The following is a 14,282-nucleotide window of genomic DNA, read 5'->3' as shown; positions in this document are numbered from 1 at the left end:
GCACAGGTAAATTGGCCGGTAATCGACATTATGGAGCTCATCCGGAGGGCAGTGGCACCAGGTCGATCCAGTCGCCGTGCGGATGGCACATACCGAGGACCATGGGCTGGTCCTCCACGCCGTCCCGCCAGCGACGGAGCCCCAGGACGGTCCCGCCCGCGTCGGGCCGCGCGGCCTCCGGGCCCGGGAGTCCGGGCGCCGCTCCGCGCGGCTCCGCGGTGAGCCAGGAGAGCGCCGGCAGCTCACCGCCCAGGGCCGTGATCCGGTCGTCCAGCTCGGCCCGGCGAGACGCCTCGACATAGGTCAGGGCCCAGGAGCTGAACACGACCACGTGTGAGGTCGAGGGCTCGTCGGCGCGAGCGGCAGCGACCACCACGCGGAGGTCGTCCACGAGGTCGCCCCGCACCAGCGGCGGGGGCCGCTGCCCCATGACGTCAACGGCGGCCCGGAAACGTTCGACGCGACCCGGGACGTCGGGCCAGAGGCAGGCGGAGAGCCAACGGACCCCTGCTTCGTCGTCGGGGCACACGGGGGCCCGGTCGATCCCGGCGCGTCCGGTGATGCGCGGAAGGGGCTCGATCCGGACCGCCGAGCGAGAGCGGTCCGCGCCCGCGCACCGCACCGGGGAGCCCGGGTCGCCGGCCACGGATCCGTGCCCGTCGCGGGTGAGCATGACGGCGTAGCGGTCGATCCCCAGCAGGAGACCGGCGCTGGCTCCCAGCTCGACGAGCGCGATCGAGTCAGCGGCGTCGGCGGAACGGTCACGGGTGGCCGCGGCCAGGCCGGCGGCGAGGTAGACGCAACGGTTGACCTCGTTGGTCTGGGTGGTGTGGGTGGCGATCGTCGCCGTCAGCTCCTCGCGGTGCGCGAGCACGGTGTCACGGACATCGGGCCACGGGTCGCCGCTGGCCACGTGCCCGTGGCCCACGACACTGGGATACCACCGGGCCGCAGGCAGGTCTGGTCGCTGCAGCACGAGGTCATGCAGGGCCGCGAACCACAGGACGGGTCGGTCCTGCCCGGGCTGGGCGGCCAGGAGGAGCCCGGCAGCCTCGCCGTCCTGGGACAGCTCGCGAGCCAGCCTCCCGTAGAGCGGCAGGTGACCGAACTCGCGGGCGAACTCGCTGAACCGGCGCTCGATGGTGGCCCGGCGCGCCTCGTCGCGGCGCATGGCTCAGCCCGCCGTCCGTTCCAGGAGCACGGCCACCTCGTGGTGCGAGGTCTGGGGGAACATGTCGAACAGGCGCGCTTCGCGGGCGCTGAAGGAGGGGAGCGCCTCGAGATCGCGTGCGAGGCTGTCGACGTTGCAGCTGGAGTAGACGACGTGGCCGACTTGTGAAGCCTCGAGCCTCCCGGCGAGGTCCGGTCCGATGCCGCGCCGGGGCGGATTGACGATGACGAGGGTGTGGGCGCCGGGCCGCGCCTCTTCGGATCCCGCGCCACCGAGGGCGCCGGCCGCCGTGGCGTCCCCGGACTGGAAGCACACCGGACCGAGGTCGGAATGCTGGCGGCGCAGCTCAGCGGCGCTGCGCCGGGCGCTCTCCACAGCGTCGGGGGACACCTCCACACCCATCACTCGCCGCCGCCCCAACCGGCCGGACCGGGCGGCGTGCAAGGCGAATCCGCCCACGCCGCAGTACAGGTCGAGCACCTGGGCGGGGTCGACCCGGTCGACCCACTCGTCGACCTGCCGGTAGAGCGCGGAGGCGACCTCGGTGTTCGTCTGGAAGAAGCTGTTCGGCCGCAGGTGCAGAGCGATGCCGTTGACCGGCATCGTCAGGGCATCAGCCCGGGTGAGCACGACCTCCGTCGGCCCCTCGATGACGGCCTGGTGCACTGGTTGAATGTTCACCGAGACGACGACGACCTCTGGCAGCCGGTCCTGGACGATGTGGAGACGTGCACGCAGCAGTGCGAGGTCGCGCTGCGACCGCAGGACGAACCGAAGCATCACCTCGCTGGTGGGGGAGCGGGTCAGCAGCAGGTGCTTGAGCTCACCACGTCTCGTGGGAATGTCGTAGGGCTCGAGAAGCAGGTCGTCGACGAGGTCGGCGACACGGGGGACCAGGTCCTGCAGGCCCGGCTCGTAGAGCCCGCAGTCGCGCAGGTCGACGCCGCGGTTCTCGGCATCGAGGATCCCGACGGTGACGGCGCCGCGCCGACCGCCGACGACGAGCTTCGCCTTGTTCCGGAAGGCGTTCTCAGGTCCTGCGAAGGGCTCGAGCCACGAGACGGACGTCGCGGACCCAGCCAGCGCGGCACGGCACCGCTCCTGCTTGGAAGCGAGCTGAGCGGCATACGGCACACCCATGAGGGTGCACGAGCGGCACCGGGCGGCATCGAAGTAGTGGCACTGCATCGGAGCCAAGGCTACGACGATCCGAGGGGAGGGCCGCTGATTCACTGAAATGACATAATGTCGATTATCGGCGTTACGTGGTCGAGGTCTGCCATGCCGGTGGGACCGCGATCCTCAGGTCCGATGCGTGTCGTCGCCGAACAGCGCCTGACGGTGGGCCGACCATCGGTCGAGCACCTTTTCCTCCTCGAGCCGCAGGAACCGGTAGAACTCCTGGGTCTCGCGCATTCGTCGCGCACCCATCGAACCCTTCGGCAGCATCTGGGCTCCTTCGGCCGCCGCCTGCTCGTACCGTTCGAGCGACGGAACGCGCTGTCGGAAGATCGTCCCCCAGACGTCCTCGTCGAAGATCCGGTACACGTCGATCCTGGCCCGCGGCTCGCGCTCCCTGGACAGCAGGCCCACCCGGGTCAGGTACTTGACGGCGCCGGAGATGGCCGCCGGACTGACGCCCACGCCGGCGGCGAGCTCCGCCGCGGTGTACCGGTCCGCGTCGTCCGCCAGGACGAACGAGAACACCCGCGCCGGCATCCGGGGCCACCCGGACTCGGCCAGCACGAGCGCGAACCGCTCGACCAGACGGAGCAGCTCGGTGCGATCCTCGTCGTCGGGCACATCGACTTCAGCGACCACGTTACCTCCCCTGCGCGTTATTGCCTTCACGGATTTGTGAAATGAGTGTAGCGTCATTTCCATGGCTTCGATCCTCGTTTCCGGTGTCCACAAGTCGTTCGGCTCGACTGTCGCGCTCGACGGCCTCGATCTCGAGGTCGCCACGGGTGAGGTGCACGGCTACCTCGGCCCCAACGGCGCCGGCAAGACGACCACGATCCGTACCCTCCTCGGACTCCTGCGCGCCGACGGGGGAACCGTGAGTCTCCTCGGCGGTGATCCGTGGCGCGACGCCGTCGCCCTCCACCGCCGTCTCGCCTACGTGCCCGGCGACGTCAACCTCTGGCCCAACCTCACGGGCGGCGAGGCGATCGACGTCTTCGGCTCCCTCCGCGGGGGCCTTGACCGCGACCGCCGCGCCGAGCTGATCGAGCGGTTCGACCTCGACCCGACGAAGAAGGGCCGCGCGTACTCCAAGGGCAACCGGCAGAAGGTCGCCCTCATCGCCGCGCTCGCCTCGGACGTCGAGCTCTACCTCCTCGATGAGCCCACCGCCGGGCTCGACCCGCTCATGGAGGTCGTCTTCCAGGACGTCATCCGGCAGCTGCGCGACGACGGCAAGACGGTGCTGCTCTCGAGCCACATCCTCAGCCAGGTCGAGAAGCTCTGCGACCGCGTGAGCATCATCCGGCTCGGCAAGGTCGTCGAGACCGGGACGCTGCTCGACCTGCGTCACCTCACGCGGACCACGGTCGAGGCCGACACCCGCGAGACGCCGGTCGGGTTCGACCGTCTCACGGGCGTCCACGACGTGACCGTGTCGGGCCACCGGGTGCGCTTCTCCGTCGACGGCGACCACCTCGACGAGGCGGTCCGGCACCTCAGTGCGCTCGGCCTCGGCAGCCTGGTCAGCCAGCCCCCCACCCTCGAGGAGCTGATGCTCCGCCACTACGGCGACGAGCTCGCCGGCAACGGGCGCGAGAAGGTCGGGCAGGACCGATGACCGCCACGACCACCCGCCCCGCCACGCCGGTTCGCCCGGCACGCAGCGACGGCGGACCCCTGACGGGCTTCGGGACGCTGCTCCGGCTCATCGGCCGCCGCGACCGCGTCCGGGTGCCGCTGTGGATCCTCGCCATCACCGCCACCCAGGTCGCCGGTGCGGCGGCCTACCCCGGGCTCTACCCCGATGCCGCGGCCCGTCTCGTCCAGGCGGAGGTCATCGGGTCCAGCCCCGCCATGAAGGCGATGACCGGCCCCGGCCACGGGCTCGACGACTACACGTTCGGCGCGATGATGACGAACGAGTACCTCGGCCTCATGGTCATCTTCGCCGCGCTGATGAGCGTCTTCATGGTGGTGCGCCACACGCGAGCCGAGGAGGAGGAAGGGCGGGCCGAGCTCGTCCGGGCCAACGTCACCGGCAGCGCCGCCGCCCTGAGCGCGGCCCTCACCGCGGCCGTGCTCGCCAACGTCGTGCTCGGGCTCCTCGTCGCGGCCGGGATGGCCTCGCTCGGCATCGAGACCATCGACTGGCCCGGCTCGCTGCTCTACGGTGCCGCGTTCGCCGCCGTGGGCATCGTCTTCGCCGCGATCGCCGCAGTGACGACGCAGGTGACCCAGTTCGCCCGCGCCGCCTCCGGGATGGCCGGCGCCCTCATCGGCGCCGCCTACCTGCTCCGCGCGATCGGCGACGTCATGGTCAACGGCCTCTCGTGGCTCTCCCCCATCGGCTGGTCGCAGGCGACCGCAGCCTACGTCGACGACAACTGGTGGCCCATCATCCTGTCGCTGCTCGTCGCAGGTGCGCTCGCGGCTCTCGCGTTCCGCCTCGCCGGCCGACGCGACGTCGGAGCGGGCCTGCGCGCCGAGCGACGCGGCGTCGCCCAGGCGTCCCGTGGCCTCGGCACTCCCCTGGGCCTCGCCTGGCGACTGCAGCGCTCGACCGTCATGTGGTGGAGCATCGGCATGTTCGTGTTCGGCGCGTCCTACGGGTCCGCCATCGACGTCATCGAGGACTACGCCGACAACGACGTGGTCGCAGACCTCGTGGAGAGCATGGGCGGCACCACACTCACGGACTCGTACCTCGCGATGATCATGGGCATCCTCGCCATCGTCGTCAGCATCTTCGCCGTGACGGCCGCCCTCAGACCGCGTCGCGAGGAGACGTCCGGACGGGTGGAGAGCGTCCTCGCCACCGAGGTGTCACGCACCGAGTGGTACGCGTCACATCTGGTGGTCGCGCTCCTGGGCAGCGTCTTCATCCTGTTCGTCACGGGCCTCGGCCTGGGGTTGGCTGCGCTCGGCACCGCCACCGGCGGCTCCATCCTGGGGCAGGTCATCCCGGCGATGCTCGCCTACACCCCCGCCGTCTGGGTCGTGGTCGGCGTGGCCGTCCTCGCCGTGGGTTGGGCCCCCCGCGCCGCGCTGGCCGCCTGGCTGCTCGTCGTGTACGCGTTCTTCATGCGCTACATGGGTGCGTTGCTCGACCTTCCCCAGTGGATGATGAGCCTCTCCCCCTTCAGCCACATCGCCTCCCTGCCGGCGGAGGACTTCCGCGCCACCCCCGTGATCCTGCTCACGGTGATCGCCCTGGCCTTCATCGGCCTCGGCCTGGTCGGCTTCAACCGTCGAGACGTCGAGGCGACCTGACCCGCGACACCCCGGTTGGGGACCGCCCGGGCAGCAGACCGGGTGCTCGCCCTCTAGGCTCGGGCCCGTGAGCAGGTCACGCGGCCCGGGCTGGCTTCCCAACCAGCACGGCGCGTGGGCCATGCTCGCCTCTCCCCTGGCCGTCGGCGTCCTCGCCGGTGGTCCGGCGTGGGTGCACCTGCCCCTGACCGGCCTGTGGTTCGTCGGGTACTTCGCCTTCTTCGCCACGAGCCTGTGGCTCAAGGCTCGGCGGCGCCCCCGCTACTGGCCGCCCGTCCGGGCGTACGGCGCCGCCACGCTGCTCCTCGGCCTCGCGACCCTCGCCCTCGAGCCCCGCCTCGTGGTGTGGGCGCCGTTGTTCCTCCTTCCCCTGGGGATCGGGCTGGCCGCCGCGGCCGCGCGCCGGGAACGCGAGCTGCTCTCGGGCCTGGCCACCGTGGTCGGCTCCGGTCTGATGACCGTCGTGGCCTACGCCGCCGGCCCGGGTCCCGACCTGGGCCGTGCCTGGCTGCTCGCGCTGACGCAGTTCCTCTACTTCGCGGGGACGGTGTTCTACGTCAAGTCAGCGATCCGCGAGCGCGGCAACCGCCGGTTCCTGTGGGAGAGCGTCGCGGCCCATCTCGTCGCCACCGGGGTCGTCCTGGCGTACTCCCCGTGGCTGGCCCTCGCCTTCGTCGTCCTCACGGCACGAGCCGCGGTCGTGCCGCGGCTCGGCGCCACGCCCAAGCAGTTGGGGATCGGCGAGATCGTGGCCACGCTCGTCGTCGCCGTGGTGTCGCTCGTCACCGTCTAGGGGACGGTCCGGCAGGACACGAGCCGCGGCGGGCTCCACGAGCTGGACGTGTTGTCCCACGCCGATGCGCACAGGTGTGGGAAAGTGCGACGCATGACCGACGTCGCCGTCCACCGGGCCCGCCCGGAGACGAAGGAACAGCGCTCCTGGTACTGGTACGACTGGGCCAACTCCGCCTACGTCACGACGACGGCGACCGTGCTCATGAGCCCGTACCTCACGTCCGTCGCGAAGGCCGCCGCCTGCCCGGACCTCGCCGCGGGCGCGACGTGCACGACGAACCTCAGCTTCTTCGGGGTGCCGATCTCCCCGGGGTCCGTCTACCCCTACACGGTGACGATCTCGACGATCGTCTCGGCCATCATGCTCATCTTCATCGGCGCGATCGCCGACCGGAGCAGCCAGCCGACCCGCCTGTTCGCCGGCTTCGCCTGGGCAGGTGCGGCGGCAGCCGGCCTGATGTTCTTCGTCTCCGGCTCGAACTGGCAGCTCGGCGTCCTGCTCGTGATGATCACCAGCCTCTGCCTCGGCGCGTCACTCGTCATCTACGACTCGCTCCTGTGCCGCATCGCCAACGAGAACGAACGCGACCGGGTGTCCTCCAAGGGCTGGTCCTTCGGCTACCTCGGCGGCGGCATCCTGCTGGCCCTCAACTTCGCCCTCGACCTGTTCCACGAGGACCTCGGGCTCGACCGGGCCACCTCGACCCGCGTCAGTCTGCTCAGCGCCGGGCTGTGGTGGGCGGCCTTCACGGTCATCCCCTATCGCGGTCTGCGTCACATCACCGGCACCGTGGCGCCCCCGGTCGACCGCAGGGCCGGCGTCCTCGGCGGGAGCCTCACCCAGCTGCGCACGACGTTCCGGGAGCTGCGGCTCTACCCCCAGACGCTGCTCTTCCTCGTCGCCTACCTGTTCTTCAACGACGGGATCCAGACCGTCATCGGCAGCTCGAGCCTCTACGGCATCGAGGAGCTGAAGTTCGACGAGACGTTCGTCCTCGGGGTCTTCCTCTTCGTCCAGTTCGTCGCCTTCTTCGGGGCCCGGCTCTTCGGGCGGGTCGCCGGCAAGGTCGGGGCCTGGCGGACGGTGCTCTACGGCATCGGCCTGTGGACCGTGGTCGTCATCGTCGCGTTCGTCACGCCCCAGCGAGCCACGACCACCTTCCTCGCGCTCGGCCTCCTCATCGGCATCGTCCTGGGCGGCACGCAGGCGCTCTCGCGCTCGCTGTACAGCCAGCTGATCCCCAAGGGGCGGGAGGCTGAGTTCTTCAGCCTCTACCAGGCGATGGAACGCGGCACGAGCTGGCTCGGGACTCTCGCGTTCGGACTGACCTTCCAGTTCACCGGCTCGTACCGATGGGCCATCGTCGTGCTGATCCTCTTCTTCATCGTCGGTGGGTTGTTGCTCTCCAGGGTCGACATGCGGCGGGGCATCGAGGAGGCAGGCAACCCCGTCCCCGTGGTCGTGTGACGCCTCGTCGCGCAACGTCGGGAACAAGCCAACCCTCTGGCTCGTTCAAGCGTCTGTGAGGGTAGGTACCCGCGTGGGTACAGGCCAGGAACAGACTTTCTTTGGGAGGGGTCCCGATGGCAGACCGAGCACTACGAGGTTCGAACCTCGGCGCACGCAGCTTCGAGAGCGACGAGAACGTCGTGCCCAGTGAGCGGATGCTCACCGTCTACCTCTGCGCCAACGGACACCGCACCGAGCTGCCGTTCTCGGTGGAGGCCGAGGTGCCGCCGACGTGGGAGTGCCGCTGCGGGCTCGATGCCCGACTTCAGGGCGGTGGGCCGGAGCCGGAGGCCAAGCCGGTCAAGCACCAGCGCACGCACTGGGACATGCTCCTCGAGCGGCGCTCCATCCCTGAGCTCGAGGAGCTCCTCGAGGAGCGGCTGACGCTTCTGCGCGAGTCGCGCGGCGAGAAGCCGCGCCGCAAGAAGTCAGCCTGACCTTCACATCCCCTGGCCTGAGAGGGCCCGTCCCGTTCGTGGGGGCGGGCTCTTTCACATACCGGCCGTATGCCGCTGGGCTGGCTTCCGCACGCGGCCCTCAGTCGTCGACGATCTCCCCTTCGATGACGTCGCCTCGGGTGGTCGGGCCCGTGCGGTCCGGCCCGATCCCGCCGGAGCCGCCCGCGAGGTAGGGCGACTGGGCGAGGAGCCGCTTGGTGATCACCGTCTCGAGCAGCCGGCGGGCCACGGGCCGGGTGACGGGGACGACCAGCGCGAAGCCGACGACGTCGGTGAGGAAGCCCGGGGTCAACAGCAGGGTGCCGCCGATGAGGACGAGAACGCCGTCGGCGAGCTCGCGAGCGGGCATCCGACCGCTGCGGAGCGCCTCCACCAGTGCCCCCCATGCCCGCGCGCCCTCACGACGGATGAGCCAGGCGCCGAGGACGGAGATGGCGACCAGGAGGAAGAACGTGGGCCAGCCGCCGATGACCTGACCGACGGCCACGAGGGCCATCACCTCGAGGATCGGCACCACGAGGAGGAGCAGCGCGACGACCCGGGTCGGGCGCAGCCCTCCTCGGCGCGTCGCGGTCACGGCTCGCGCCCGAGGTCGACCGGGTCTGGTTCGGGCTCGCCGGCGGAGGCCGGTGGCCGCTTCCGTTGCAGCGCGGACCTGAGCTGACCGACCCGGTGCTCGAGGCCCCACTTCGTCACGTTGAGGAGGGCTTCGCGGACGATGTCCTGGCCCATCTTGGAGACCCCCACCTCCCGCTCGACGAAGGTGATGGGCACCTCGACGACGGTGAGGCCGGCCCGAATCGCCCGCAATGTCAGGTCGATCTGGAAGCAGTAGCCCTGCGACTCGACGCCGTTGAGGTCCATCGTTCGCAGGGCGCTGGTCCGGTAGGCCCGGTAGCCGGCCGTCGCATCGTTGACGCCCATCCCGAGCAGCACCTTGGTGTAGAGGTTCGCGCCGACCGAGAGGAGCTTGCGCCGCAGGGGCCAGTTGCGCACCTGCCCTCCCGGGATCCAGCGCGCACCGATGACGAGGTCGGCGTCCGTGAGCGCCGCCAGGATCTGTGGCAGCTGTTCCGGCTGGTGCGACCCGTCGGCGTCGATCTCGACCGCGACGTCGTACCCCTCCTCCAGCGCGAGGGCGAAGCCCGCCAGGTAGGCCCGACCGAGGCCCTCCTTGCCGGCGCGGTGCACCACGCGGATGCGGTCGTCCTGGGCTGCGAGCTCGTCCGCGACGGTGCCGGTGCCGTCCGGCGAGTTGTCGTCGAGGACGAAGAGGTCGGCCGCGGGGACGCTGGCGCGCAGCCTGGCCAGGATGAGGGGAAGATTGTCGCGCTCGTTGTACGTCGGAACGAGCACGGCGACTCGGGCCACGGGTTCGCGCTGCGTCGTCATGCTCGGGTCATTCCCGTCGTCGGTGGTTCGGGTCGATGTCATCGGTGGTTCGGGGGCGTCGCCGCGCGGCCGCCGCGACCAGCCCGAGCAGGGCCAGCACCGCCGCGAGCTCCGGTGTCCCCCCGAGTCTGACGGACAGCGTCCGCGAGTCCCGCAATGGTAGGGCACCGCGTACGACCGCCTGTGTGTACAACGACGTGACCTGATGGGCGGTTCCGTCGGGGGTGATCAAGGCGCTCTGGCCCACCGTGGACACGTGGACGACGGACCGGCCGAGCTCGATGGCGCGCAGCCGGCTGATGGCCAGCTGCTGGGGTGACTCGGCCGTGTAGCCGAAGGTGGCGTTGTTCGTCTGGACGACCAGGACGTTGGCTCCGGCATTGACCACGTCGCGCATGATGTCGTCGTAGGCCACCTCGAAACAGATGGACAGGCCGGCCCGGATCACCTGGCCGGAACGGGCCGGGACGGTGAAGAGGCCGACCTCGGACCCCGGGTAGAAGTCCCGACGGACCAGGTCGACCTGGTCGCTGAAGAGGCGCCAGAAGTCTCGGTTCGGGATGTACTCGCCGAAGGGCACCGGGTGCCGCTTGACGTAGCGAGCGGTGTCGCCCTTCCCCGGCTCGAAGAGCAGCGACGTGTTGGAGAGGTATCCCTCGGGTTCCTCCAGCAGCCCGCCGACGATGAGCGGCACCCCGGTCTGGGCCACGGTGTTGCGGATCAGCTGGTTGGCGTCCTCGTTGCGGAGCGGGTCGATGTCGGAGGCGTTCTCCGGCCAGACGTAGAGGTCCGGACGCGGCTGGCCCGCTGCCTCCCCGGCTGCCCGTGCGGCCAGCGTCGCGTTGACGTGGTTGTCCAGCACCGCTCGGCGCTCCGCGTTGAAGTCGAGACCTGGTCGCGGGACATTGCCCTGGATGCCGACGAACTCCGCCGTCGGTCCGTCCGTCGAGATCGGCACCAGCAGGCCTGACACGGCCAGCCCGACGGCGAGGCCACCCGGGAGCGCGACCCGGCCCAGCGGCATACGACCCACCGCGCGGGTCGCGACCATGGCGAGCAGGGCACCGGTGAGCGCTACGGCGAACCCGACCGAAGGTGCACCGCCGAGCGCTGCGAGCCTGCCGAAGGGTGCGTCTGCCTGGGAGAAGGCGAGCTTGACCCAGGGAAAGCCACCGTAGGGCGCTCGGGAGCGCAGCGACTCGGCGCAGATGAACGCCACCGCGAAGGCGAGCGGACGCACGGTGCCTCGCGCGGAGAGCCAGGCGTAGACCGTCCCGGCGAGTCCGAAGAACAGGGCCTGGAGGGTCGAGAGAGCGAACCAGGGCAGGTTGCCGACGTAGACCCCCGACCAGTGCAGGGTCGGGACGAAGAACGCGAGGCCGGCGAGCAGGCCGAGCGCGAAGCCGGCCCGAGGGCGAACTCCGGTCAGGACGAGCGCGAGTACCGCCAGCGCGAGCGGCGCGGCCCCCCAGAGGTCGAACGTCGGGAACGCCAGGCAGAGCAGTCCCCCACTGGCGAGGGCAGCGAGCACGCGAGACAGCACGCGCCCCACCGTATGCTGAGCGGCTCGCCTCTTGCTCGTGGGGTGCCTCAGGGGACGACGACGACGCCGCGTGCCGTCGTCGCGACGAGGGCGGGCTCGAGGAGGTCCGCCGCGGACTCCCCCCGGGCCGGGTTGCCCCGGCCGACGACGCGCACCTCGAAGGCCATCTCCCGGCTGCGCCGGCCGACCCTGACGATCTCCGCACTGATCTCGATGACATCGCCAGCCCGGACCGGGGCCTTGAACTGGACGTCGCTGTAGGACGCGAACAGGCCCTCGTCACCGTCGGTCAGGATGCACATCTCCGTGGCGACGTCGCCGAACGCCGCGAGCGAGTAGGCGCCGTCGACGAGGTTGCCGGCGTAGTGCGCGTGGCTGTAGGGGACGTAGCGACGGTGGGTGACCCGCGTGCCGACCTCGGCCTTGGTGGTGTGCTCGCTCACGGCTGCTTCTTTCCCTTCCGGACGGACATCTCGTGGACGAGGTAGCTGGCCACCTCGGAGGGCGTCGTGCCGCGGCCGAAGATGCGGTCGATGCCCAGCTTCGCCTCGGAGCCCTCCTCGAAGCGTGGTCCCCCGGCGACGAGGATCGGCACCTGTCCCGCGGGATACGCCTCGCGGAAGGCTGCGGACATCTGCATCGTGTTGTGGATGTGGGCGTCCTTCTGCGTGACGACCTGGCTGATGAGGACGGCGTCGGCCTTCTCGGCCCTGGCCTGGGCCACGAGGTCGGGCACGAGCACCTGAGCGCCGAGGTTCACGACCTTGATCTCGCTGTAGTACTCGAGGCCCTTCTCCCCCGCGAACCCTTTGATGTTGAGGATCGCGTCGATCCCGACCGTGTGAGCGTCGGTGCCGATGCACGCACCGACGACGACAAGGCGGCGGCGCAGGTGCTTGCGGATGGCCGCGTTGGCCTCCTTCGCCGACAGGATGGGGTACTCCCGTTCCACGACCACCACCTCGTCGAGGTTGACGAGGTGGTGCACGCTGCCGTAGACGACGAAGAAGGTGAAGTCGGGGCCCATCGGCTTGGCGTGGACGAGGAGGGCGGGGTCGAGACCCATCTTCTTCGCCAGCTGGAGCGCGGCGCCCTCTGCCCGCTTGTCGTGGGTGACGGGCAGGGTGAAGGACAGCTGCACCATGCCGTCGCCGGTGGTGTCGCCGTACGGGCGGATGACGGCGGACATCACTTTCCTCCCTTGGGGGCCGTGACCTTGGGGGCCGTGACCTTGGGAGCCGGGACGCCGGCGTCGAGGGCTGTGATGGCCGGGTTGTCGTAGCCCGGTGCCCGCTTCACGACCCCCTCGAGACCCTTTCCCGCGTCCGCCGGCCGCTTCATCAGCCCGAAGGTGCCGTCGGCGATGGCGGCGAGGAGCGGCGGGTCCCCCGAGGGGTCGGAGTCGTGGACGATGCGCTCGAGCAGCTCGACCGCCTCACCGAGGACCTGTCGGGCCCGTGTCTGGATGAAGCCGTCGCGTGGCGGGTGGAAGTCCTCGGTCAGGCCGCTCGCCGCGTTCATCACGTAACGGACGTTCTGCAGCGCGAGGTCGCGGTCGGAGAGGAAGGGCGTGACCACCGCCTCGGTCATCATGCCGACGAGCAGGATGCCTTGGCCGGTCATCGCACCGACGAGGTTGAAGAAGCCGTCGAGGAGATAGCCGCGGAAGACGTCGCCTGTCATGTGCTTCGTCGGCGGCATCCACTTGAGCGGAGCCTCCGGGAAGAGCTGCCGGGCCAGCATGGCGTGGGCGAGCTCGAGCCGGAAGCTGTCCGGCAGGTCGGGGTTGATCTCGAAGGCGTGGCCCAGGCCGAGCTGCCAGTCCTCCAGCCCCGCCTCCTTGGCGAAGCGCTCGTTGAGCAGCTGGCTGACGGTCACCGTGTGAGCGGCCTCGACGGCGTCGGCTGTGGTCAGGTAGTTGTCCTCGCCCGTGTTGATGATGATGCCGGCGCGCGCATGGATCTGGCGCGAGAACCGCTGGTCCACGAAGGTGCGGATCGGGTTGATGTCGCGGAAGAGAATGCCGTACATCGAGTCGTTGAGCATCATGTCGAGACGCTCCATGCCTGCGAGGGCGGCGATCTCCGGCATGCACAACCCGGACGCATAGTTCGTCAGCCGGACGTAGCGGCCCAGTTCCTTGCTCACCTCGTCGAGGGCCGCTCGCATGAGGCGGAAGTTCTCCTGGGTCGCGTAGGTGCCGGCAAAACCCTCCCGGGTCGCTCCCTCGGGCACATAGTCGAGGAGGGACTGGCCCGTGGACCGGATGACGGCGATGACATCGGCACCCTCGCGGGCCGCGGCCTGCGCCTGCGGGATGTCCTCGTAGATGTCCCCCGTGGCGACGATGAGGTAGATCCACGGCTTCTGCCTCGGGTCGCCCAGGCGGGAGACGAGCCGCTCGCGCGTCCGTCGCGCGGAGTCGATGCGCTTGAGGCCAACCCCGACCCCGCGGGCGGCCGCCCGCCGCGCGGCCTGCTCCTCCCGACCGGTGGGAAGACGGAACGACACGTTGCCGCTGGAGGCCTTCTGGGCGAGCGTCGTCAGGTCGTCGGCGTCCCCCCGCAGCAGCGCGTCGTACACGGGGGTGGTGACCCCGTGCTCGAGACCGACCTGGTCGCGGACCGCCGTGACCAGGTGGTTCACCCAGGGAACCCGCTCATGGTCGGCGCCGGAGAGCCCGGCCAGTCGCAGGGTGGCCCGCTCGACGGAGACTGTCGTGTGCCGTCTGGCGATGGAGACCACGGGAGCCGCGGCGTGGCGGGCCAGGCGGCGCGCCGTGCGGACGAGCTCTGGGTCGAGGTCGAGACGTGCCGGAGAAGTCACGGTGTCAGCCTAGCGAACCCGGACATCTTCCGGTGGAAGGGCGGTGTTACCGCAAGAACGGCACCGCACAGGCCCATCTCCACCAGGCGTGACATTCGGTGTGGCCCATCTGACCAAGACGGCTGACATGGC

The 14,282-nt window shown here is 70.3% G+C and carries 14 protein-coding genes; 5 read left to right on the top strand and 9 right to left on the bottom strand.

Annotation, left to right across the window (positions count from 1 at the left end; translation table 11 throughout):
- Positions 1-37: 37 nt before the first annotated feature.
- The 3 genes from INTCA_RS09140 to INTCA_RS09130 all read right to left on the bottom strand — a co-directional run bounded on the left by INTCA_RS09140 (position 38) and on the right by INTCA_RS09130 (position 2,992).
- A complete protein-coding gene (locus tag INTCA_RS09140) occupies positions 38-1,171 on the bottom strand; it encodes a DUF2332 domain-containing protein (protein ID WP_013492631.1) in 1,134 nt (377 codons plus the stop codon).
- Positions 1,172-1,174: 3 nt separating this feature from the next.
- Positions 1,175-2,359 carry a methyltransferase domain-containing protein gene (locus tag INTCA_RS09135; RefSeq protein WP_013492630.1) on the bottom strand — a complete coding sequence of 395 codons (1,185 nt, stop codon included), beginning with the start codon at positions 2,357-2,359 and terminating at the stop codon, positions 1,175-1,177.
- A gap of 114 nt (positions 2,360-2,473) precedes the next feature.
- Positions 2,474-2,992, bottom strand: coding sequence for a GbsR/MarR family transcriptional regulator (locus INTCA_RS09130; RefSeq protein WP_013492629.1), 519 nt, complete (start codon positions 2,990-2,992; stop codon positions 2,474-2,476).
- A gap of 61 nt (positions 2,993-3,053) precedes the next feature.
- Between INTCA_RS09130 and INTCA_RS09125 the strand changes: the two genes are divergently transcribed.
- The 5 genes from INTCA_RS09125 (at position 3,054) to INTCA_RS09105 (ending at position 8,368) form a co-directional block, all read left to right on the top strand.
- On the top strand, positions 3,054-3,974 hold the full coding sequence (locus INTCA_RS09125) for an ABC transporter ATP-binding protein (RefSeq protein ID WP_013492628.1): 921 nt from the start codon (positions 3,054-3,056) through the stop codon (positions 3,972-3,974).
- Positions 3,971-5,626 carry an ABC transporter permease gene (locus INTCA_RS09120; RefSeq protein WP_013492627.1) on the top strand — a complete coding sequence of 552 codons (1,656 nt, stop codon included), beginning with the start codon at positions 3,971-3,973 and terminating at the stop codon, positions 5,624-5,626. Before INTCA_RS09125 ends, INTCA_RS09120 begins: the two co-directional genes overlap by 4 nt.
- Positions 5,627-5,693: 67 nt before the next feature.
- Complete coding sequence (locus INTCA_RS09115) at positions 5,694-6,419, top strand: YwiC-like family protein (protein ID WP_013492626.1); 726 nt, start codon at positions 5,694-5,696, stop codon at positions 6,417-6,419.
- A 93-nt stretch (positions 6,420-6,512) separates the two neighbouring features.
- Positions 6,513-7,889, top strand: coding sequence for an MFS transporter (locus INTCA_RS09110; RefSeq protein WP_013492625.1), 1,377 nt, complete (start codon positions 6,513-6,515; stop codon positions 7,887-7,889).
- 116 nt (positions 7,890-8,005) lie between these two features.
- Complete coding sequence (locus INTCA_RS09105; protein WP_013492624.1) at positions 8,006-8,368, top strand: RNA polymerase-binding protein RbpA; 363 nt, start codon at positions 8,006-8,008, stop codon at positions 8,366-8,368.
- Positions 8,369-8,468: 100 nt separating this feature from the next.
- Here INTCA_RS09105 and INTCA_RS09100 read toward each other — a convergent pair whose 3' ends face one another.
- Genes INTCA_RS09100 through kamD form a run of 6 tightly spaced genes read right to left on the bottom strand, consistent with a single transcriptional unit; the run spans position 8,469 to position 14,150 of the window.
- The gene (locus INTCA_RS09100) at positions 8,469-8,966 is read right to left on the bottom strand and encodes an FxsA family protein (RefSeq protein ID WP_013492623.1); all 498 of its coding nucleotides are present in this window, start codon (positions 8,964-8,966) and stop codon (positions 8,469-8,471) included.
- The gene (locus INTCA_RS09095; RefSeq protein ID WP_013492622.1) at positions 8,963-9,781 is read right to left on the bottom strand and encodes a polyprenol monophosphomannose synthase; all 819 of its coding nucleotides are present in this window, start codon (positions 9,779-9,781) and stop codon (positions 8,963-8,965) included. Before INTCA_RS09095 ends, INTCA_RS09100 begins: the two co-directional genes overlap by 4 nt.
- A gap of 7 nt (positions 9,782-9,788) precedes the next feature.
- The gene (gene lnt / locus INTCA_RS09090; RefSeq protein WP_013492621.1) at positions 9,789-11,324 is read right to left on the bottom strand and encodes an apolipoprotein N-acyltransferase; all 1,536 of its coding nucleotides are present in this window, start codon (positions 11,322-11,324) and stop codon (positions 9,789-9,791) included.
- Positions 11,325-11,371: 47 nt separating this feature from the next.
- On the bottom strand, positions 11,372-11,767 hold the full coding sequence (gene kal, locus INTCA_RS09085) for a 3-aminobutyryl-CoA ammonia lyase (protein WP_013492620.1): 396 nt from the start codon (positions 11,765-11,767) through the stop codon (positions 11,372-11,374).
- Entirely contained in the window at positions 11,764-12,513 is a 750-nt protein-coding gene (gene kamE / locus INTCA_RS09080; RefSeq protein WP_013492619.1) for a lysine 5,6-aminomutase subunit beta, read from the bottom strand. Before kamE ends, kal begins: the two co-directional genes overlap by 4 nt.
- Positions 12,513-14,150 carry a lysine 5,6-aminomutase subunit alpha gene (kamD, locus tag INTCA_RS09075; protein ID WP_013492618.1) on the bottom strand — a complete coding sequence of 546 codons (1,638 nt, stop codon included), beginning with the start codon at positions 14,148-14,150 and terminating at the stop codon, positions 12,513-12,515. Before kamD ends, kamE begins: the two co-directional genes overlap by 1 nt.
- Between the last annotated feature and the right edge of the window lie 132 nt (positions 14,151-14,282).

The organism is Intrasporangium calvum DSM 43043 (assembly GCF_000184685.1).
In the GTDB taxonomy this organism is placed as follows: Bacteria; Actinomycetota; Actinomycetes; order Actinomycetales; family Dermatophilaceae; genus Intrasporangium; species Intrasporangium calvum.
The sequence above is the reverse complement of the archived record's forward strand: the minus strand, read 5'-3'. Positions and strand labels throughout refer to the sequence as shown.